Source organism: Streptomyces sp. NPDC001770, from assembly GCF_053596135.1.
In genome coordinates, this window is sequence record NZ_JBSFFN010000069.1 from 1 (window position 1) to 19,826 (window position 19,826).

A 19,826-nucleotide genomic window follows, 5' to 3' on the forward strand; every position below is an offset into this window, starting at 1 on the left:
GTACTGCAGGGGGGACCCTGTGGGAGAGTAGGACGCCGCCGAACAATTTTTCCGGGAGACCCCCGTGCCTTGTGGCACGGGGGTTTTCTGCGTTCTGAGCGTCTAGGCTCGAACCATGCGCTACGAACTGGTCATCTTCGACAACGACGGCGTGCTCGTCGACAGTGAGCCGATCTCCAACACGATCCTCGCCGCGTACCTGACCGAGCTCGGTCACCCCACCACGTACGAGGAATCCCTCCGCGACTACATGGGGTCCGCCGTGCACCGGGTGCACGATCTGGTCCTGGAGCGTACGGGCGGGAAATTGCCCGACGACTTCGAGACGACGCTCAACGCCAGGCTGTTCGCGGCCTTCCAGCAAGAACTCGCCGTCGTCCCCGGAGTCGAAGACGTGCTGGAGTCACTCGTCGCGGAGGGCGTGGACTACTGCGTGGCCTCCTCCAGCAGCCACGAGCGGATTCGCGTCAGCCTCCACAAGGCCGGACTGGACCAGTGGTTCGAGGAGGAGTGGATTTTCAGCGCGGAGGACGTCGGCCGCGGCAAGCCGGCGCCGGACCTGTTCCTCCACGCGGCACGCTCGATGGGCGTCGCCCCCGAGCGGTGCGTCGTGATCGAGGACAGCCCGCTCGGCGTCGAAGCGGCCAGGGCAGCGGGCATGGACGTCTACGGATTCACCTCGATGATGCCGGCGGACCGGCTCACCGGAGTGACCGGGCACTTCTCCGACATGGCCCAACTCCCGGGATTGCTCGGCTGATCCGTCTACCCACGGGTAGATCCTGGCCCTACGCTCCCGCCATGACTGATGCGCGTTTGCGGCACGGCAGGGGTTCGTTGGCGTTCAGCTTCTTCGTGCAAGGGGTGACCTTCGCACTGCTGGTGACGCGTATCCCCGCCATTCAGGACCAGTACGGGATATCCGACGGGCTGCTGCCCGTCTTCCTGGCCGCCGTGCCGATCCTCGCCGGGGTCGGCAGCGTGGTCACCGAGAAGGTGGTCGCGCGGGTGCGGCCCGGGACCGTACTGCGCTGGGCGCAGCCCCTGGTGATGCTGGCCCTGCTCGGGGCCGGCGCGGGCGACGCGGTGTGGCACGTGGCCGTCGCGCTCGCTCTCTTCGGGCTTTCCGTGGGGGCGCTCGACGCCTCCATGAACATGATGGGCGTCAGCCTCCAGCGGGCCTACGGCCGCAGCATCATGCTCGGCTTCCACGCGGTGTTCAGCCTCGGCGGGATCGTCGGGGCCTCGCTCTCCTGGGCCGGGGCGCACTGGGACCTCTCGCTCCTCGTCTCGTACCTCCCGGCAGTCGTCGTCCTGCTGCCCGCCGTGCTGATCGGCAGCCGGTGGTACGCGGAGGGCCTCGCCGCAGGGAAGGAAGACGCGGGGGAGGAGGAGGCCGGCGGGGCGGTCGCGGGGGTCTCCGTGCCGTTCCGGTTGCTGCTGCCGCTCTGCCTGGTGATGTGCTTCGCGTACATAGGTGACTCGACGGTCTCCAACTGGAGTGCCAAGTACCTCCAGGACGTGCTGGGGAGCTCGGAGCAGCTGTCGACGGTCCCGTACAACGTCTACATGGTGACGACGCTGCTGGGGCGGGCCGTGGGGGACTTCGGGGTGCGGCGGGTCGGGGCGGCGGCCGTGGTGCGGGTGGGGTCGGTGGTGGCGGCCGTCGGGTTCGGAGTGGTGGCGGTGGCGCCGGACCCGTGGACCGGGATGGCGGGGTTCACCCTCCTGGGGTTCGGGCTCTGTGTGATCGTGCCGCAGACCTTCGCGGCCGCCGGGCGGCTGTTCCCCGGCGCGAGCGATGTCGCGGTCGCCCGGCTGAACATCTTCAACTACGTGGGTTTCCTGGTCGGTTCGCCGCTCGTGGGAGCACTCGGCGACGCGTGGAACTACCGCGGGGCGATGGTGGTGCCGATGGTCCTGGTGCTGGTGACGCTCGTGTATGCCCGGTCGTTCGGCGGGGACGGGGCCCGATACGGTGGCGGGCATGAGCGGGCGCGCACGGTTGATGTGGGATGACGCGGTAACGGGATACGACTTCGGGCACAGCCATCCGATGGACCCGGTCCGCCTGGCCCTGACGATGGGGCTGGTGCGGGCGTTCGGCCTGGACGAGGCCGTGGACGTGCGGTCGGCGAAGGCCGCGGGGGACTCCACGCTGCGGCTCGTGCACCGGGCGGACTACGTGGCGGCGGTACGGGCCGCCTCGGCCGACCCCGCCGGCGCCGACCAGAACTACGGGCTCGGGACCACCGACGACCCCGCCTTCGCGGGGATGCACGAGGTCTCCGCGCTCATCGCCGGGCTCTCCGTGGGGGCCGCCGAGGCCGTGTGGCGGGGGGAGACCGCGCACGCGGTGAACTTCACCGGTGGGCTGCACCACGCGATGCCGGGGGCGGCCGCCGGTTTCTGTGTCTACAACGACCCGGCGCTCGCCATCGCCCGGCTGCTGGAGCTCGGCGCCGAGCGCGTCGCCTATGTGGACGTGGACGTGCACCACGGCGACGGGGTCCAGGCGGCGTTCTGGGACGACCCCCGGGTGCTGACCGTGTCCCTGCACGAGCACCCGCGCACGCTCTTCCCGCACAGCGGCTTCCCGCAGGAGACCGGCGGTGCGGCCGGCGAGGGCGGGGCGGTCAACGTGGCGCTGCCGGCCGGGACGGGCGACGCGGGCTGGCTGCGGGCCTTCCACGCGGTGGTGCCGGAGCTGATCGCCGACTTCCGGCCCCAGGTGCTGGTGAGCCAGCACGGGACGGACACCCACTTCGAGGACCCCCTCGCCCACCTGGCGGTCACGCTGGACGCGCAGCGGGCCGTCATGGAGGCCTGCCACGAACTCGCGCACGCGTACGCCGAGGGCGGGCGGTGGGTGGCGCTGGGCGGCGGCGGGTACGCCGTCGTCGACGTGGTGCCGCGCTCCTGGACCCACCTCGTGGGGATCGCCGCGCACCGGCCGGTCGACCCCGGGTCGGTGATCCCGGCGTCCTGGCGGGACGAGGTCCACGCGCGCACCCGGCAGCCCGGCCCGGAGCGGATGACGGACGGCCGGACACCCCGCTGGCAGCCCTGGGAGTCGGGTTACGACCCCGTGGACCGGCTGGACCAGGCGGTGCTGGCGACGCGCCGTGCCGCGTACCCGCTGCGCGGCCTGCTCGCCTGAACGGAGTTGTGCGGCAAGGGGTGTGACGGGTCGTCGGATGCGAGGTGGGCGCGGGGTGTTACGCCAACGGTGCGGCGGTCGCGGGGTTTTGGCCCGCGCCGGGGGCCGGTACGGCAGCATGGCGCGGGTGTTGAGCATCGGGGCGCTGCGCGCCCATCTGCTGGCGGCCCGGTTGGCGGGGCCCGTCGCCACCTCGCGCGAGGACAGTCTGCGCAGCTACCGGCTGTTCGCGGCCGGGGATCCCCGGGCGACCCTGGGTGTCCGCCCCGAGGGGGTCTGGGGCGCGCGGGAGGTGCTGGGGCTGATGGCCGAGCGGTGCGGGGTCTCGGGTGATCCCCGGCAGGTGTCGGGGGCCGACACGATCGACCCGGAGCGCACCCTCGCGGGGCTGGACGCGTTCGCGGAGCGGCTCGCCGAGGTGGCCGCGCGGCGGGCTTCCGTCCTGTTCGGCACGGGGCACCCGGAGCGGCTGACCGGGTTCTACGCCGGGCTGGCAGACGCCCTGTCAGCGGCCGGCTGTACGGTCCTCACTCCCGCACGGGGCCGGAGTGTCGACATAACGACTCGATTCGGCGTACGTCCGCACCGGCTCGATTACGTACGCGGGGTCGCGTTCGTGCGGGAACCCGGCGCACGCGGCGGACCCGGCGGCACCGGGGCGCACACCCACTCCCCGTTGCCCGTGCGGGCTGCCCTGGAGAGCGCGGCGGAGGACGTGGGCGGGCTGCCTCACCTGGTGATCGGTGACCATGGGTGGGCCTGCGGCGCAGGTCAGCTGGGCATCGAGGCGATGGGGCCGGCCGACGTGAACGATCCGGCGCTCTTCGTCGGCGAGGCGGAGGGCCGGGTCTCGGTCGCCGTACCCGTGGACGACGCGGTGGCGGCGGAGCACTACCTCCCGCTGACGCGCTATGTGCTCAATCGGGCCCGTCTGTCACAGTAGGCGCCCGATCGCCTCACCTCTTCCCCACTCGCATCACCCGCCCCTAATCTGGGCAGTGAGCGCACAACGACGAAGAGTCACCGGAGGGGAAGCCGGTGCGCGTCGCCTGCGGAAGGTACAGGTGGGTCATGGCTGCTGGCAGCGAGAGACCTCTGAACGAGGTCAAGTTTCTGACCGTGGCGGAAGTCGCCTCGGTCATGAGAGTGTCGAAGATGACCGTGTACCGCTTGGTGCACAGCGGTCATCTGCCGGCGATCCGGGTGGGCAGGTCGTTCCGGGTGCCCGAGCAAGCGGTGCACGAGTACCTCCGCGAATCCTTTGTGGGGGTCGAGTCCGCCTGACGTCTTTCCCTCGGATTACGTCCCTCACCAAGTGACGGGTAGGCTAGGCCGACGTAGGTCGTGTGGGCCCAGACGCCCCGCACCAGGATGAGAAGTGAGCGAGGGTAGTCGTGGGCTCTGTTATCAAGAAGCGGCGCAAGCGGATGGCCAAGAAGAAGCACCGCAAGCTGCTCAAGCGCACGCGCGTTCAGCGTCGCAACAAGAAGTAAGCGAACGCAGTTCGTGCCTCCGCAGCCCCTCCGCCGTCATGGCGGAGGGGCTGCGGTATTTTCCGGCCCGGTTCCCTTCCGGGGCCGCGCGGTACGGCTTTTTCCGTTGCCGAATCCGTTGCCGTTTCCGGTTCCGGCCGCGACGAGTTCGTCAAACCCCGCTCCGGGGAACCCGCAGGGAAACATCCACCCGCTACGGTGACCGGCAGAGGATGGCCCTCTTTCGCGGGCGTCCCGCCTCGCGGACCGACGGAAGGCGCTGATCTTGGGGAAGGTCGTGCTCGTCACAGGAGCGGCCCGGCAGCTGGGAGGCCGCTTCGTGCGGCGCGTCCAGCGCGACCCCGGTGTGGACCGGGTGATCGCGGTCGACGCCACGGAGCCCGAGCACCGCCTCGGCGACGCCGTGTTCGTACGCGCCGACATCCGGCAGCCCGCCATCGCGCGGGTGCTCGCGGAACACTCCGTGGACACGGTGGTCCACCTGAACGTCTCCGGCAAGGCGCTCGGCGCGACCGGCCGGACCGTGATCAAGGAAACCAACGTCATCGGCACCATGCAGCTGCTCGGTGCCTGCCAGAAGTCACCCACCGTCCAGCGCCTGGTGGTGAAGTCCAGCACCAGCGTCTACGGCTCCGCCCCGCGCGACCCGGCCGTCTTCACCGAGACGACCCCGCCGAAGTCGCTGCCGAGCGGCGGCTTCGCCAAGGACGCGGTCGAGGTCGAGGGATACGTACGCGGCTTCGCCCGGCGCCGCCCGGACGTCGCGGTCTGCGTGCTGCGCTTCGCCAACGTCCTCGGCCCGATGCCGGACTCCCCGCTCGCGGACTACCTCGCCCTGCCCGTACTCCCTACCGTCCTCGGCTACGACCCCCGGCTCCAGTTCGTCCACGAGGACGACGTGGTCGACGTACTGGGCATCGCGGCGGGAGAACCCCGGCGCGGCACCCTCAACAGCGGCACCTTCAACATCGCGGGCGACGGGGTGCTGCTGCTCTCGCAGTGCGCGCGGCGCCTCGGCCGGCCGACGGTCCCGGTGCTGCTGCCGGCCGTCACCTGGGTCGGCTCGGCGCTCCGCGCGGTCGGCATGACGGACTTCTCGCCCGAGCAGATCCGGCTGCTCACCCACGGCAGGGTCGTCTCCACCTCCCAGATGTACGAGACGCTGGGCTTCAGCCCCCGGTTCACCACGGCGGAGACGTTCGCGGAGTACGCCCGCAGCCGCGGCCCCGGGCTGCTGCCGCCCGAGACGGTGGGCCGCGCGGTCGACCGCCTCGCGGCCCTGCCGCTCGCCGGTCCGGCGCGCCGGACCCGGCCGGCCGTCCCGACGGCGGCCCGGACGACACAGACGCAGACGACGCACGGCGCCAGGTAGAGGAGCGCATCGACGATGGCGGACGCCAAGGTCATTCCGTTCGACGACGACCGGTCCCGGTCCCCGGGCGCGGGCGGGGCACGCTCCGCCCGACGCCGTACCGGTTCCGGCAACGGCCCGGCCTCCGGGCGGGCCGAGGGCACCGCGGCGCCCGTGAGCGCGCTGCCGGGCGCCCAGGTGCCCGGACAGGGGCGCGTGGGCACCGAGCCGCCCCAGGACGCGCCCCGCCCCCAGGAGGGGACGGCGGGGGCAGCGGCGCAGGAGGAGCGGGAGACGCGCGGGAGTACGGAGCGTGGCGACTGGGACCGGCGGATCGCGGGCGGACTGGCCTTCCTGCGGCGGCGGGTGACCGGCGATTACGACGTGGACGAGTTCGGCTACGACGAGGAGCTCACCGACCAGGTCCTGATGTCGCTGCTGCGGCCCCTCGCCGACAAGTACTTCCGCGTCGAGGTGAAGGGGATCGAGAACATCCCGGCCGACGGCGGCGCGCTCGTGGTCGCCAACCACTCCGGGACCCTGCCGCTCGACGGGCTGATGCTCCAGGTCGCCGTGCACGACCACCACCCGGCCGAACGCCACCTGCGGCTGCTCGCCGCCGACCTCGTCTTCCGGCTGCCGGTCGTCAACGAACTCGCCCGGAAGGCCGGGCACACCCTGGCCTGCGCGGAGGATGCCCAGCGGCTCCTCGAACTCGGCGAGATCGTCGGCGTGATGCCGGAGGGCTTCAAGGGACTCGGCAAACCCTTCGGCGACCGGTACAAGCTCCAGCGCTTCGGCCGCGGCGGGTTCGTCTCCACCGCGCTGCGCGCCGGGGTCCCGATCGTGCCGTGCTCGATCGTCGGCGCCGAGGAGATCTACCCCATGCTCGGCAACGCGAAGACCGTCGCCCGGCTGCTGGGCTTCCCCTACTTCCCGGTCACCCCGACCTTCCCCTGGTTCGGCCCCCTCGGCATGGTGCCGCTGCCGACGAAGTGGACCATCCAGTTCGGCGAGCCCATCCCGACCGACGGCTACCCGCCGGAGGCGGCCGAGGACCCGATGCTGATGTTCAACCTCACCGACCAGGTGCGTGAACAGATCCAGCACACGCTCTACAAACTGCTGGTGCAGCGCCGCTCGGTGTTCTTCTGAGCCGTCTCCGAACGCGTGGACGACATGCCCCAGGGGGCGGGCGTCCGGTGTCGACCCGGATACCCGCCCCCGTGCGCCGGACGGACGACGGGGCTACTCGTCCGCGTCCTCCGCGCTGATGCCCAGGCCGGGGAGGAGACCCGGCAGCAGCGGCGGGAGGGTGACGTCCGGCGTGGTGGAGCCGTCGGAACCCCCCGGGGCGTCGGAGCCGTCCGAGCTCGACGGCGTACCGGCGTCGTCCGTCGGCAGGCCGTCCAGCAGTCCGCCCGTGCCACCGCCGAGGAGACCCTCCGACGACTCCGGCGACGCCGAACCCGAGGGTGCGGGGGAGTCGCCCTTGGCCGAGGCCGCGGAGGAAGGTGCCGACGAGGGCGCGGTGGAGGGAGCGGTCCGCGAGGAACCGCCGTCACGCCGGGGAGCCCCGGACCGCTCCGAGGCGCCCCCGACGCTCCTGTCCGGAGTGCGCGGCAGCAGCGACTCCAGCGGCGCGACCTCTTCGTCTATGGCCGCCAGCACCGAGCTGACCTTGTCCCCGACGTCGGTGAGCTGGACGGGCAGCTTGTCCCGGAGGCTGCTCCAGCTGTCGCGGTGCGAACGGGAGAACGAGTCCAGCGTCTGGATGGGCCCGAGGGTGCCCTCGCGTTCGTACGCGGCGTGGAGCAGCCGGTGCCCCTCGGAGGCGTCGTGCGACATCCCGCTGAGGGCGCGCCGGATCTCGCCCAGCGACTCGTGGTCCAGGTGGCCGGCACGGCCGCGCTCCATCAGGCGGCGTGCCTCGCTGAGCCGGGTCGAGGCCTGGTCGAGGAAGGCCTCGCCGCGGTCGGTGTCGCTGTCGGCCATGGAGCGCTGGATGTCCTCCATGCCCCGCTTCAGGCCGTACAGCGAGTCACCGGGGAGGGCGTCGGAGCTGGCGGCGGCCACACCGCCGAACGCGCCCGCCGCGACACCCACGGTCAGCCCGCCGGCCGTGAGTCCCTTCGCCCAGCGGGAGCGGGGGCGGAGCTTGCGGAGCGGGGAGGCCCGGTGGGCTCCCCTGGGGCGTTGCTCGGGCACCGTAGGGCCCGTGGACGCAGCGCCCTCGGCGAACATCGCCTCCATGGCGGCGACGAGCTGTGCTCGCTGCACCACTTTGACTTCGGGATCGAACTGCGGCGACGGCAGTTCACCGAGGCCGTTCGCCAGGGCCAACAGTGCTCCGTGGTCGGCCTGTTCGGCCTGCTCCTCGGGCTGTACGGCCGCCGCACCCTGGGGGGACTGTTCCTCCAGGGCCTGGGCGAAGGCGTTCGCCCGCCGGTGTGCCGAAACGTTTGCGATCACTGGCGGCACCTCCTCTCGTCATGACGGTCGACTCCCCTGAGGGTCCGGAAGGTTGTACACCCGGAGTCGATGCCACTCGATGGAGTGAGTGACACCGGTCGAGGTGTAGCTACAGGGGGCCTGCATCCGGCACAACGAGCGGCGCGGCACTTGGGTTACGGACGAAAGATGATCGGACCAGTGCGTCATGAACGTGACAGGCCGGACGGCGGAGCGGCGTCCGGCCGGTGCCGGTCGGCGACGGGCCGCGTCAGCGGGCGTCGTCCGGCAGGAGACGGGCGAGGGTGCGCACGGCCCGGTACTGGAGGGTCTTGATCGCGCCCTCGTTCTTGCCCATCACCCGCGCCGTCTCGGCGACCGAGAGCCCTTGCAGGAACCGGAGCGTGACGCACTCCTGCTGCTGCGGGTTGAGGCGCCGCACGGCCTGGAGCAGCGCGGCGTTGGAGAGGGACTCCAGCACGGAGTCCTCGGGGGAACGCTCGACCTCGTTGGCGTCGAGCATCTCGCCGGTGGTCACCTCCAGCCGGAAGCGGCTGGACTTGAAGTGGTCGGCGACGAGGTTGCGCGCGATGGTGACCAGCCAGGCGCCGAAGTCGCGGCCCTGCCAGGTGAAGGTGGAGATGCGGCGCAGCGCGCGGAGGAAGGTCTCGCTGGTGAGGTCCTCCGCCGTGGCCTTGCCGCCCACGCGGTAGTAGATGTACCGGTACACGGTGTCGCTGTACTGGTCGTAGAGGCGGCCGAAGGCGTCGGCCTCGCCGGCCTGTGCGCGCTCGACGAGGTCCATCATGCGCGCGCTGTCGCTGTCGGCGGTCGGGCGGCGCACGGTGGAGGCCGACGACGCCGATGACGACGCGGACGGGGTGGAGGATGCGGCCGAGGCGGCGCGGTTGCCGCGTCTTCCGACCACCGCACCGCGTTCCGCCAGGGCATAGCAAGGACCGGCAGGTGCGGGTGCAGGGGTGGCGAGCGCGGGTACGGCGTACGCGGTGGGGACGAAGCCGCGCAAGCGGTCGAGGACCGTTGCACGCAGCGTAGCCAGGCCCGAGGCGTCAACCCCGACGTGTGGGTACACGGGACTCCCAGAGGCAGAGCTTCCATCACGAGCAGTTCGAAAGCCGTCACCTTTTGTAGGGGGTGGCGGGCTCCATCATGCGTTTGAGGAGAATAACGCTTCGTACAGGCGGCACTACACCGAGTTGCTAAAATCACCGGTTGCGTCAGTTCTCGTACCGCTCGGTGACGTTTCTGGTCGCAGATGGTGACCGGTTATTGATCGAATTGCTTCGCGATCTGTCCCTGCTCGGTACCGGTTGTGGTCGCTCGCCGTTCGTCGGGATGTCGGGGGCCGGGCGGCGCGGGGGTTCGGGCGGCTTCCCGCCCGGGGCGGCCCTCCCGGGCGGTTCCGGGCGTGGCTCTGCTCGGCCGCGTCGGCGCCGAGGGGAGTGCGGGGCGCACAAGGGCGCGCGGGCGGAGTGTTCGGAGGGGGCCGCCCAGGCGCACAGATGTCCGTGCCGGGGGCCGTGCGTGCGTGCGGAGGTGCGGGCATGTGAACGCCCGCGCGCACGGCCGTTCGGCGGGGCGAACGGCGGGTGGGCGCGGGCGGAACGGCTCGGACGCGGGCGGTGCGGTCGGACGAGGCGGCGGGCGCCGGTGGGTCAGCGGCGGCGGCGGTGCAGCGCGACGGCGGCGACGGTGCCACCCGCCAGCGCGCCGACCCCGGCGGCGGCCGGGAGCGCGACCTGAGCGGCCTTGCGGCCGGTGCGGTAGTCGCGCAGCCGCCAGTCGTGGGCGCGGGCGTGCTTGCGGAGCTTGGCGTCGGGGTTGATCGCGTACGGGTGGCCGACCAGCGAGAGCATCGGGATGTCGTTGTGCGAGTCGCTGTACGCGGCGCAGCGCCCGAGGTCCAGGCCCTCGCCCGCCGCCAGGGCGCGTACCGCCTCGGCCTTGGCGGGGCCGTGCAGCGGTTCGCCGACCAGGCGGCCGGTGTAGACGCCGTCGACGGACTCGGCGACCGTGCCGAGCGCGCCGGTGAGGCCGAGTCGGCGGGCGATGATCGTGGCGGTCTCCACCGGGGCGGCGGTGACCAGCCAGACCTTCTGGCCCGCGTCGAGGTGCGCCTGGGCGAGGGCGCGGGTGCCGGGCCAGATGCGGTCGGCCATGTACTCGTCGTAGATCTCCTCGCCGATGGACATCAGCTCGGAGACGCGGTGTCCCTTGACGATGGAGAGCGCGCTGTCGCGGGCGTCCTGCATGTGTTCCGGGTCTTCCACGCCGGCCAGCCGGAACCACGCCTGCTGCCAGGCGAACCGGGTCAGTTCGCGGCGCTGGAAGAACTTCCGCTTGTAGAGGCCCCGGCCGAAGTGGAAGAGCGCGGCGCCCTGCATCACGGTGTTGTCGAGGTCGAAGAAGGCGGCCGCGCGGTCGTCGCCGGCCACCGGGAACGCCGGTTCCTCGGGCGCGCCCCGGTCCGCTTCGAGGAGGGTGTCGCCGTCCCCGTCCAGCGTCGCCTTGCGGGCGGCCTCGGCCGCCGCCTCGCCCGCCAGCACGCTCCGTGCGGTCGCGGGGCGCCTGCGAGGTGTGAGCCATCCAAGAGAGGCCATGCGGCGAGCATAACCATTTCGCCAGGCACTTCTTGTCCTGCCGGGTTCCGCGGGCGTGAACTCTCCGGGACCCGGCCGTTACGCGGAGGTGCGGGGCGGGGCTCCCGGCGGCGTCCCGGCCGCGCCGCACAGGTGTCCGGGTGTGCGGAAAACGGTGCGCGGTGGTGTCGGTGCGGGGCCCGGCGGGCGGAGAATGAGGGCATGAGTGCCCTGCTGCGTCGTACGAAGAAGAAGCCCGCCGACCGGGTCGTCACGCTCCTCGGGAAGCCCGGCTGCCACCTCTGCGAGGACGCGAAGGCGGTGGTGGACGAGGTGTGCGCGGAGACCGGTGCGGCCCTGGAGGAGAAGGACATCACGCGCGACGAGGCGCTGTACGCGCGGTACTGGGAGCAGATCCCGGTGGTGCTGATCGACGGGGAGCAGCACACCTTCTGGCGCGTCGATCCGAAGCGGCTGCGCACCGCGCTGGGCGCCTGAACCGTTTCCCCGGGAGGGCGCCGCGCCGGGCCGGATACGGCACTGGGTGCCTGAGTCAACGATTTTCGCGTACCATCATGGGCGTTTTGAGTGGTCTCGGGGGCCTGATCATGAGGAGTGTGTTCGGTTTTGCCCCCTTCGAACCCGCAACGGGTTGATGCGATCCGTGGTTCCGGGATCGGGCGGCGAATTCGCGTGACCCCGGTCACTTTGACCGGACAAAACGGACACAATCTTTGTGCACGTGTTCACAAAGACATAGCCTGCATTCGACGGGGCGGTCTTGGGACATACGGCCGCCTACAGCCCCGCTCATCCCGCAGGAGCACCGTGGCAACTGGCCGAACTCACCGACCGGCGACCCGAAGCCGAGGAATTCCCGAGGCCACTGTCGCCCGACTCCCCTTGTATCTGCGCGCACTCACCGCGCTGTCCGAGCGTTCCGTTCCGACGGTCTCCTCCGAGGAACTCGCCACGGCCGCGGGGGTCAATTCCGCGAAGCTCCGCAAGGACTTCAGCTACCTGGGGTCCTACGGCACCCGGGGCGTCGGGTACGACGTCGAGTACCTCGTCTACCAGATCTCCCGTGAGCTCGGCCTCACCCAGGACTGGCCGGTCGCCATCGTCGGCATCGGAAACCTCGGCGCCGCCCTCGCCAACTACGGCGGGTTCGCCTCCCGCGGTTTCCGGGTCGCCGCGCTGATCGACGCCGACCCCGCGATGGCCGGTACGCCGGTCGCCGGGATCCCCGTCCAGCACACCGACGACATGGACCGCATCCTCACCGACAACGGTGTGTCCATCGGTGTGATCACCACCCCGCCCGGCGCGGCCCAGCAGGTCTGCGACCGTCTCGTGGCGGCCGGTGTCACCTCGATCCTCAACTTCGCGCCGACCGTCCTCTCCGTTCCCGAGGGCGTCGACGTGCGCAAGGTCGACCTCTCCATCGAACTCCAGATCCTCGCGTTCCACGAGCAGCGCAAGGCCGGCGAGGACGGCACCGCCGACGAGACCGACGAGGCCGCGCCGCCGATGCGTGCGACCCCGGTGAACCGGAAGGGACCCGACGGGGACATGCCCGCCGTGATGCCCGCATGAGCCTCCTCGTCGTCGGACTGAGTCACCGCAGCGCCCCCGTCTCCGTACTGGAGCGGGCCTCGCTCGCCCAGGACGCCCAGGTCAAGCTGTTGCAGGACACCCTCGCCGCGGAACCCGCGGCCGAGGCCACCGTGCTGGCCACCTGCAACCGCATCGAGCTCTACGCCGACGTGGACAAGTTCCACGCGGGTGTCGCCGAGCTGTCGACGCTGCTCGCGCAGCACAGCCAGGTCGGGCTGGACGAGCTCACTCCCCATCTCTACGTGCACTACGAGGACCGCGCCGTCCACCACCTCCTGTCGGTGGCCTGCGGACTGGACTCGATGGTCGTGGGCGAGGGCCAGATCCTCGGCCAGATCAAGGACGCGCTCGCCCTGGGGCAGGAGCTCCACACGGCGGGCCGGCTGCTGAACGACCTGTTCCAGCAGGCCCTGCGGGTCGGCAAGCGCGCCCACAGCGAGACCGGGATCGACCGCGCCGGACAGTCGCTGGTCACCTTCGGCCTGGAGCAGCTCGCCGCCGGACAGGACGTCGACGCCTGGGCCCGGGGCAAGCGCGCCCTGGTCATCGGGGCCGGTTCGATGTCCTCGCTGGCCGCCGCCACCCTGGCCCGTACCGGCGTCGGCGAGATCGTCGTCGCCAACCGGACCCGGGCCCGCGCCGACCGCCTGGTGGAGATCCTCGGCCAGGCGACGGGACCCGGGCTGCGCGTCCGCGCCGTGGAGATGACCGCCGTCGGCGAGGAACTGACACGTGCCGACATCGTGGTGTCCTGCACCGGGTCGACCGGTCTGGTGCTGACCGCCGAGGCGATCGCGAAGGCCGTCGGCGCGGAGTACGACACGGCGGCCGTCCCCGCGGCGACGGCCGCGGCCGGTACAACGGTGGACGCGCTGGACCAGCACGCCGCCTGGGTGGAGAACGGGTCCGGGAGCGGCGCTCCCGCCCAGGACGCCGCTCCGGCCGCGCCGCGCCGCGTCACCGTCCCCGCGCAGAACAGCGGACCCGTGCGGCTCGCGGTCCTCGACCTCGCGATGCCGAGGGACGTGGACAGCGCCGCGCACCGCATCGCCGGCGTGCGCCTCGTCGACATCGAGTCGCTCGCGGAGGCGTCCGCGGACGCCCCGATGGCCGCCGACGTCGACCGGGTGCGGGGCATCGTCTCCGACGAGGTGGCCGCCTTCGGCGCCGCCCAGCGCGCCGCACACATCACCCCGACCGTCGTCGCCCTGCGCACGATGGCCGCCGACGTGGTGGCCGGCGAGATCGCCCGGCTCGACGGACGGCTGCCCGACCTCGACGAGAAGCAGCGCGCGGAGATCACGCAGACCGTGCGCCGTGTCGTCGACAAGCTCCTGCACGCGCCGACCGTGCGGGTCAAGCAGCTGGCGAGCGAGCCCGGCGGCGCCGGGTACGCGGACGCGCTGCGAGAACTCTTCGACCTCGACCCGCAGACGGTGGCCGCCGTCTCCCGGGCAGACCTGAACGACCCGAATAGAGGGCGGTCATGACCGACAGCTCACCCCAGGGTGGGGCCAACAACACGCCGCTGCGGCTCGGCACCCGGCGCAGCAAACTCGCCATGGCCCAGTCGGGCCTGGTCGCCGAGGCGGTCGGCGAGGTGACCGGGCGCGCCGTCGAGCTCGTCGAGATCACCACGTACGGCGACGTCTCGCGCGAGGACCTGGCGCAGATCGGCGGTACCGGAGTGTTCGTCGCCGCACTGCGCGAGGCGCTGCTGCGGGGCGAGGTGGACTTCGCGGTCCACAGCCTCAAGGACCTGCCGACCGCGCAGCCCGAGGGCCTGGTGCTGGCCGCCGTGCCGCTCCGCGAGGACCCGCGCGACGTGCTGGTGGCACGCGACGGGCTGACCTTCGAGGAGCTGCCGGCCGGTGCCCGTGTCGGTACCGGTTCGCCGCGCCGCATGGCCCAGCTGAACGCGTACGCGAAGTCGCACGGCCTCTCCATAGAGACCGTGCCGATCCGCGGCAACGTGGATACGCGCATCGGATTTGTACGGAACGGAGAGCTGGACGCGGTGGTTCTCGCCGCGGCCGGTCTCAGCCGTCTCGGCCGGACGGACGAGGTGACCGACTTCCTGTCGCCCGACACCGTCCTGCCCGCTCCCGGTCAGGGAGCACTGGCGATCGAGTGCGCGGCAACGAGCACCGACCTCGCCGCCGCGCTCGCGGAGCTCGACGACCCGTACACCCGGGTCGCCGTCACCGCCGAGCGTTCCCTGCTCGCCGCCCTGGAGGCCGGCTGCTCCGCACCCGTGGGTGCGTTGGCCGACCTCCTGGTCGACGGTCAGGCTGTCAACGAACTGCGTCTGCGCGGTGTCGTCGGTTCCACCGACGGTTCCTCGCTGGTGCAGCTGTCCATCACCGGTCCCGTTCCCACGTCGCAGGACGACGCGGCGGCCCTCGGACGCGAACTCGCGTCGGAGATGCTCGCCAAGGGTGCGGCCGGTCTTATGGGGGAGCGAGCACTTTGAGCCCCACCGGCCCCGCCGTGTCCGACTTTCCGCTGCTGTCCGCGCAGGGACACGTCACTTTCCTCGGCGCCGGTCCCGGCGACCCCGGTCTGCTGACGCTGCGCGCCGTCGAGGCGCTCGCGAGCGCCGACGTCCTTGTCGCAGAGCCCGAGGTGCTCGACGTCGTGCGCACACATGCGCGGGCAGGCGTGAGCACCCCTGAGCTGACCGTCGTTGACATCACGTCAACAGCCGCCGGAGTGCCTGTACTCAGGGACGCGGCCAATATTGTCATGGAGGCCGCGAAGGGCGGCAGGCGGGTCGTCCGTGCTGTCGCCGGTGACCCGGGGCTGGACGGTGGCGCGGGGGCGGAGATGCTCGCGTGCGCCGCGGCCGGGGTGCCCTTCGAGGTCGTCCCGGGCGTCGCGAACGTCGTCGGCGTGCCCGCGTACGCCGGTGTGCCGCTGCGCGACGCGCAGGGTGCGGACGTGCGCTTCGTGGACGCCCGTACCGCGACCGACCGCTGCTGGAGCGAGGTCGGCGCGAGCGACGCGACCGCCGTCGTCTCGACCACGCTGGACTCCGTCGCGGCGGCCGCGGGCGAGCTGGTCTCGGCGGGTCGCAAGCCCGACACCCCGCTGACCGTCACCGTCGCGGGCACCACCACCCGCCAGCGGACGTGGACGGCGACGCTCGGCACCATCGCGCAGCTCTTCAAGCAGACGAAGGTGCTCCCGTCGCCGGACGGGCACCAGCCGGTCATAGCCGTGGTCGGGGACCGCACCTCCGCCGCCCAGCGCGACCAGCTCGCCTGGTTCGAGTCCAAGCAGCTCTTCGGCTGGAAGGTGCTCGTCCCGCGGACGAAGGAGCAGGCGGCTTCCCTCTCGGACCAGCTGCGTTCCTACGGCGCGGTGCCGCACGAGGTGCCGACGATCGCCGTCGAGCCGCCGCGTACGCCGCAGCAGATGGAGCGCGCGGTCAAGGGCCTGGTCACCGGCCGGTACGAGTGGATCGCGTTCACCTCGGTGAACGCCGTGAAGGCCGTACGGGAGAAGTTCGAGGAGTACGGGCTCGACGCCCGCGCCTTCGCCGGGATCAAGGTCGCGGCCGTCGGCGAGCAGACCGCCGCCGCGCTGGTCGACTTCGGTGTGAAGCCGGACCTGGTGCCGTCGGGCGAGCAGTCCGCCGCGGGTCTCCTGGAGGACTGGCCGCCGTACGACCCGGTCTTCGACCCGATCGACCGTGTCTTCCTGCCGCGCGCCGACATCGCCACCGAGACCCTGGTGGCGGGCCTGATCGACCTGGGCTGGGAGGTCGACGACGTGACCGCGTACCGCACGGTCCGCGCCTCGCCGCCCCCGGCGGACACCCGGGAGGCGATCAAGGGCGGCGGCTTCGACGCGGTGCTCTTCACCTCGTCCTCGACCGTCCGCAACCTGGTCGGCATCGCGGGCAAGCCGCACAACGTGACGGTCATCGCCTGCATCGGCCCGGCCACCGCGAAGACCGCCGAGGAGCACGGCCTGCGGGTCGACGTCCTCGCGCCGGAGCCCTCGGTGCACAAGCTGGCCGAGGCGCTGGCGGAGTTCGGCGCACGGCGCCGGGACGCGGCCAAGGAGGCCGGCGACCCGGTGACCCGCCCGAGCGAGCGGCGCCCCGGTGCGCGGCGGAGGCGTACGACGACCTGACCGGTCGGCGCGGACGTACGGGCCCGGTGGCTCCCTGGCGGGGGGCTGCCGGGCCCGTTCCGTGCTCGTGCCCCGACGGGGGTCATCCCGCGCCGTAGCGGCGCGCGGTCAGCGTGACCTCCAGCGCGGATTCCGGCCTCTCCAGCCTCATGACCCCTGCCTGCTCCCCCTGGTGCTGGACGCGCAGCCTCGGGCCGTCCAGGACAACCCGCAGCTCGGACCAGGGGTGCCTCCACAGCAGGATGTCGCGCTCCCACATCTCCAGCCCGCGCGTGGTGGAACGCAGCAGGTACTGCGGGCCCTCGCTGGGTGAGGGCGGGGTGTGCTCGGTGTACGCGGGCCGGACCGCGTACGCGCCGAGGACGCGCTCCCCGGGTTCCAGCACGGCGTCCCGGACGCTCTGCCGGAGACTGACCCGCCATCCGGACCAGCCCGCCAACCCCGCCGTGAGCGAGGCCAGGACCGCCGTCAGCCACCAGGGCACCCCCGCTCCCGCCAACGGCACCGCGGCCGCGGCCGTCGCCACGCACGCCGTGACGACGGCCGCGGCGACGCTGCCCGCCGGAGTGCGGCGAGTGGTGCCGTTCTCGTCGTCGTCCTCTTTCCCGTTCTCGTCCGTCTCCGTGTTTCCCCCCGGATGTTCCGGCCGCACCGGTCGCGCCGTCCGTCCCGGGAAGCCGGTCCGGTACGCGTGGCCGTGGGCTCGGCCGATGTCGTGGAGCGATCGTATGGATGTCCTCGGACGGTCCGGTGAGGGGGTGGCCGGAAGCGCGGTTTTCCCGGCAGGGGTGTCGGTAAGAGGCCGATGTGGGCGGGTCTATGGTCAAAGGATGACTGCGTACGGAAACTTCCCCGGCTCCCGCCCCCGGCGGCTGCGGACGACCCCGACGATGCGACGGATGGTCGCCGAGACCCGTCTCCACCCCGCCAACCTGATCCTGCCCGCGTTCGTCCGTGAGGGCATCGACGCCCCGGTCGAGATCTCGGCGATGCCGGGCGTGCGGCAGCACACCCTGGACACCCTGCGGAAGGCCGCCGTCGACGCGGTCGAGGCCGGGGTCTCCGGGATCATGCTCTTCGGTGTGCCGGCCGACGAGAAGAAGGACGCCCGGGGCACGGCGGGGACGGACCCGGACGGCATCCTCCAGCAGGGCCTGCGCGCGGTGCGCGCGGAGGTCGGCGACGACCTCGTCGTCATGTCGGACCTCTGCCTGGACGAGTACACGGACCACGGCCACTGCGGGGTGCTGACCGAGGACGGCCGCGTCGACAACGACGCCACCCTGGAGCGGTACGCCGAGATGGCCCAGGTCCAGGCCGACGCGGGCGCCCACACGGTCGGCCCGAGCGGCATGATGGACGGCCAGATCGGCGTGATCCGCGACGCCCTGGACCAGACCGGGTACGAGGACGTCTCGATCCTCGCGTACACCGCGAAGTACTCCTCCGCCTTCTACGGCCCCTTCCGGGAGGCCGTCGGCTCCTCGCTCCGGGGCGACCGCAAGACGTACCAGCAGGACCCGGCGAACGTCCGCGAGTCCCTGCGCGAGCTGGCGCTCGACCTCGAAGAGGGCGCCGACATGGTCATGGTCAAGCCGGCCGGCCCGTACCTCGACGTCCTCGCCAAGGTCGCCGACTCCGTGAACGTGCCGGTCGCGGCGTACCAGATCAGCGGCGAGTACTCGATGATCGAGGCCGCCGCCGAGAAGGGCTGGATCGACCGCGACGCGGCGATCCTGGAGAGCCTGACGGGCATCCGGCGCGCGGGCGCGTCGATGATCCTGACGTACTGGGCGACCGAGGTCGCACAGAGGCTGGGCGGGCGCTCGGCGTAGGTCATGGGGTCCCGGGGGCGGAGGTGTGCCCGTGCAGATGCCTCGTCGGCCGCCGCACGGGCCCGACTCCCGCTGTCGGAGAGCGGGTTCACCGTACGGGTGCTCGCCGCCCGGGAGGGTGGCACGATGCCCCGGTGAACCACTTCTCGTACTTCGCCACCGGTCCCGGCCCCGGTCACGGGGATCGGTACGTCAGGGAACCCGTGCGGGCCGAGCCCGGCCGGTGGCCGAAGCTGGAGGCCGCGCTCGCCGTGGTCAACCGGGACCTGCCGGCGACCCTGCCGGACCAGGACGCGCTGGTGCTGATGTGCGTCCCGTCGAGCGAGCCGCAGCCGTCCGGTGCGTCCGACGACGAGGACCAGGTCTACGTGGCGATGTCCGACGGCCGTTGGCAGGGCAACGCGGTCAACGCCTGCGACCCGGAGGAGGGCGATCCGCCGGAGCCGGACGACGCGATGACGGTCCTGTCCGTGGTCGCGGAGGCCGCGCAGGACACCCTCATGGAGCTGCTGTGGCGGGCCTGGCCCGTCTGCCCGGCCCACGGCACGGGCATGCACGTCCGGGCCGCGGGGACCACCGACGACCACCTTCCGGGCGATCCGGATCCGGGCCCGCCGGTGTGGTGGTGCGGTGGCGGGCGGGACGGTGGGTGTCATGATGCGGCCGCGGTAGGGGAGTTGGCCGTCGACGGTCCGACCGGGTCGTCCGGTGGGGGGCGTTGACGGGTCGGGGAGGGCGCTCTCGGTCCCTCGGGCTCCCGGACCGTGTCCCATGTGGTGGGTCGGACGGGACGTTTCCAGCGGCGGAGAGCGGCCGCGAGTCCCCCGTACCGGTTTCTCGAACACTCGCTCACGCGGATTCGACAGCGTCTCCTCCTGCCCGGATGGTCTGCCGGCGCTCCACTGCGGCCTTCACCAGACCGGCGAAGAGCGGGTGCGGGCGGGTCGGGCGGGAGCGCAGCTCGGGGTGGGCCTGGGTGGCGACGAGGTAGGGGTGGACCTCGCGGGGGTACTCGACGTACTCGACGAGCTCGTCGTCGGGGGAGGTGCCGGAGAAGACCAGTCCGGCCTTCTTCTCCAGCTCGGAGCGGTAGGCGTTGTTCACCTCGTAGCGGTGGCGGTGGCGCTCCTCGACGTACGGCTCGCCGGCGTACGCCTCGCGGACGAGCGAGCCCTCGGC

The 19,826-nt window shown here is 72.1% G+C and carries 20 protein-coding genes; 15 read left to right on the forward strand and 5 right to left on the reverse strand.

Annotation, left to right across the window (positions count from 1 at the left end; translation table 11 throughout):
* Window positions 1-115: 115 nt before the first annotated feature.
* The 8 genes from ACWCSV_RS33560 (at window position 116) to ACWCSV_RS33595 (ending at window position 7,159) form a co-directional block, all read left to right on the forward strand.
* Window positions 116-760 (forward strand): HAD family hydrolase, encoded by a 645-nt coding sequence (locus ACWCSV_RS33560; RefSeq protein ID WP_451148867.1) that lies wholly within the window; start codon window positions 116-118, stop codon window positions 758-760.
* Between the two features lie 41 nt (window positions 761-801).
* The gene (locus tag ACWCSV_RS33565; protein WP_451148869.1) at window positions 802-2,019 is read left to right on the forward strand and encodes an MFS transporter; all 1,218 of its coding nucleotides are present in this window, start codon (window positions 802-804) and stop codon (window positions 2,017-2,019) included.
* Window positions 1,988-3,160: an acetoin utilization protein AcuC gene (locus tag ACWCSV_RS33570; RefSeq protein WP_451148871.1), complete on the forward strand. Its 1,173-nt coding sequence runs from the start codon at window positions 1,988-1,990 to the stop codon at window positions 3,158-3,160. The genes ACWCSV_RS33565 and ACWCSV_RS33570 overlap by 32 nt, the downstream gene beginning before the upstream one ends.
* Window positions 3,161-3,287: 127 nt before the next feature.
* Window positions 3,288-4,103: a phosphatase gene (locus ACWCSV_RS33575; RefSeq protein ID WP_451148873.1), complete on the forward strand. Its 816-nt coding sequence runs from the start codon at window positions 3,288-3,290 to the stop codon at window positions 4,101-4,103.
* 128 nt (window positions 4,104-4,231) lie between these two features.
* Window positions 4,232-4,444, forward strand: a complete 213-nt coding sequence (locus tag ACWCSV_RS33580; protein WP_014046653.1) for a helix-turn-helix domain-containing protein — start codon at window positions 4,232-4,234, stop codon at window positions 4,442-4,444.
* A gap of 110 nt (window positions 4,445-4,554) precedes the next feature.
* Window positions 4,555-4,653 carry a 30S ribosomal protein bS22 gene (locus ACWCSV_RS33585; protein WP_003948845.1) on the forward strand — a complete coding sequence of 33 codons (99 nt, stop codon included), beginning with the start codon at window positions 4,555-4,557 and terminating at the stop codon, window positions 4,651-4,653.
* A gap of 265 nt (window positions 4,654-4,918) precedes the next feature.
* Window positions 4,919-6,025: an NAD-dependent epimerase/dehydratase family protein gene (locus tag ACWCSV_RS33590; RefSeq protein ID WP_451148875.1), complete on the forward strand. Its 1,107-nt coding sequence runs from the start codon at window positions 4,919-4,921 to the stop codon at window positions 6,023-6,025.
* 15 nt (window positions 6,026-6,040) lie between these two features.
* Window positions 6,041-7,159 (forward strand): lysophospholipid acyltransferase family protein, encoded by a 1,119-nt coding sequence (locus ACWCSV_RS33595; RefSeq protein WP_451148877.1) that lies wholly within the window; start codon window positions 6,041-6,043, stop codon window positions 7,157-7,159.
* A 93-nt stretch (window positions 7,160-7,252) separates the two neighbouring features.
* Here ACWCSV_RS33595 and ACWCSV_RS33600 read toward each other — a convergent pair whose 3' ends face one another.
* From ACWCSV_RS33600 to ACWCSV_RS33610, 3 genes are all read right to left on the reverse strand, one after another.
* Window positions 7,253-8,476: a DUF5667 domain-containing protein gene (locus tag ACWCSV_RS33600; RefSeq protein ID WP_451148879.1), complete on the reverse strand. Its 1,224-nt coding sequence runs from the start codon at window positions 8,474-8,476 to the stop codon at window positions 7,253-7,255.
* 250 nt (window positions 8,477-8,726) lie between these two features.
* Window positions 8,727-9,548, reverse strand: a complete 822-nt coding sequence (locus ACWCSV_RS33605) for an ECF subfamily RNA polymerase sigma factor, BldN family (protein WP_451148881.1) — start codon at window positions 9,546-9,548, stop codon at window positions 8,727-8,729.
* A 583-nt stretch (window positions 9,549-10,131) separates the two neighbouring features.
* Window positions 10,132-11,076 (reverse strand): HAD family hydrolase, encoded by a 945-nt coding sequence (locus tag ACWCSV_RS33610; RefSeq protein ID WP_327177230.1) that lies wholly within the window; start codon window positions 11,074-11,076, stop codon window positions 10,132-10,134.
* Window positions 11,077-11,277: 201 nt separating this feature from the next.
* On the opposite strand from ACWCSV_RS33610, the gene ACWCSV_RS33615 reads away from it, so the two are divergent.
* The 5 genes from ACWCSV_RS33615 to ACWCSV_RS33635 all read left to right on the forward strand — a co-directional run bounded on the left by ACWCSV_RS33615 (window position 11,278) and on the right by ACWCSV_RS33635 (window position 16,812).
* The gene (locus ACWCSV_RS33615) at window positions 11,278-11,553 is read left to right on the forward strand and encodes a glutaredoxin family protein (protein WP_451148883.1); all 276 of its coding nucleotides are present in this window, start codon (window positions 11,278-11,280) and stop codon (window positions 11,551-11,553) included.
* Between the two features lie 330 nt (window positions 11,554-11,883).
* Entirely contained in the window at window positions 11,884-12,651 is a 768-nt protein-coding gene (locus ACWCSV_RS33620) for a redox-sensing transcriptional repressor Rex (RefSeq protein ID WP_358758331.1), read from the forward strand.
* Entirely contained in the window at window positions 12,648-14,162 is a 1,515-nt protein-coding gene (locus ACWCSV_RS33625; protein ID WP_451148885.1) for a glutamyl-tRNA reductase, read from the forward strand. The genes ACWCSV_RS33620 and ACWCSV_RS33625 overlap by 4 nt, the downstream gene beginning before the upstream one ends.
* Entirely contained in the window at window positions 14,159-15,145 is a 987-nt protein-coding gene (gene hemC / locus ACWCSV_RS33630; protein WP_451148887.1) for a hydroxymethylbilane synthase, read from the forward strand. Before ACWCSV_RS33625 ends, hemC begins: the two co-directional genes overlap by 4 nt.
* Complete coding sequence (locus tag ACWCSV_RS33635; protein WP_451148889.1) at window positions 15,142-16,812, forward strand: uroporphyrinogen-III synthase; 1,671 nt, start codon at window positions 15,142-15,144, stop codon at window positions 16,810-16,812. Before hemC ends, ACWCSV_RS33635 begins: the two co-directional genes overlap by 4 nt.
* A gap of 82 nt (window positions 16,813-16,894) precedes the next feature.
* On the opposite strand, the gene ACWCSV_RS33640 is transcribed toward ACWCSV_RS33635, so the two are convergent.
* Complete coding sequence (locus ACWCSV_RS33640; RefSeq protein ID WP_451148891.1) at window positions 16,895-17,464, reverse strand: hypothetical protein; 570 nt, start codon at window positions 17,462-17,464, stop codon at window positions 16,895-16,897.
* 178 nt (window positions 17,465-17,642) lie between these two features.
* On the opposite strand from ACWCSV_RS33640, the gene hemB reads away from it, so the two are divergent.
* Window positions 17,643-18,647 carry a porphobilinogen synthase gene (gene hemB, locus ACWCSV_RS33645; RefSeq protein ID WP_451148893.1) on the forward strand — a complete coding sequence of 335 codons (1,005 nt, stop codon included), beginning with the start codon at window positions 17,643-17,645 and terminating at the stop codon, window positions 18,645-18,647.
* Between the two features lie 134 nt (window positions 18,648-18,781).
* Window positions 18,782-19,369: a hypothetical protein gene (locus tag ACWCSV_RS33650; protein ID WP_451148895.1), complete on the forward strand. Its 588-nt coding sequence runs from the start codon at window positions 18,782-18,784 to the stop codon at window positions 19,367-19,369.
* Window positions 19,370-19,496: 127 nt separating this feature from the next.
* Here ACWCSV_RS33650 and ACWCSV_RS33655 read toward each other — a convergent pair.
* A partial coding sequence (locus ACWCSV_RS33655; RefSeq protein WP_451148897.1) for a glutamine amidotransferase-related protein occupies window positions 19,497-19,826 on the reverse strand: 330 nt, incomplete at its 5' end.

Coding starts and splice junctions, on each gene's coding strand:
- ACWCSV_RS33560 (WP_451148867.1), top strand. CDS start 116: ATGCGCTACGAACTGGTCATCTTCGACAACGACGGCGTGCTCGTCGAC.
- ACWCSV_RS33565 (WP_451148869.1), top strand. CDS start 802: ATGACTGATGCGCGTTTGCGGCACGGCAGGGGTTCGTTGGCGTTCAGC.
- ACWCSV_RS33570 (WP_451148871.1), top strand. CDS start 1,988: ATGAGCGGGCGCGCACGGTTGATGTGGGATGACGCGGTAACGGGATAC.
- ACWCSV_RS33580 (WP_014046653.1), top strand. CDS start 4,232: ATGGCTGCTGGCAGCGAGAGACCTCTGAACGAGGTCAAGTTTCTGACC.
- ACWCSV_RS33595 (WP_451148877.1), top strand. CDS start 6,041: ATGGCGGACGCCAAGGTCATTCCGTTCGACGACGACCGGTCCCGGTCC.
- ACWCSV_RS33610 (WP_327177230.1), bottom strand. CDS start 11,076: ATGGCCTCTCTTGGATGGCTCACACCTCGCAGGCGCCCCGCGACCGCA.
- ACWCSV_RS33615 (WP_451148883.1), top strand. CDS start 11,278: ATGAGTGCCCTGCTGCGTCGTACGAAGAAGAAGCCCGCCGACCGGGTC.
- ACWCSV_RS33625 (WP_451148885.1), top strand. CDS start 12,648: ATGAGCCTCCTCGTCGTCGGACTGAGTCACCGCAGCGCCCCCGTCTCC.
- hemC (WP_451148887.1), top strand. CDS start 14,159: ATGACCGACAGCTCACCCCAGGGTGGGGCCAACAACACGCCGCTGCGG.
- hemB (WP_451148893.1), top strand. CDS start 17,643: ATGACTGCGTACGGAAACTTCCCCGGCTCCCGCCCCCGGCGGCTGCGG.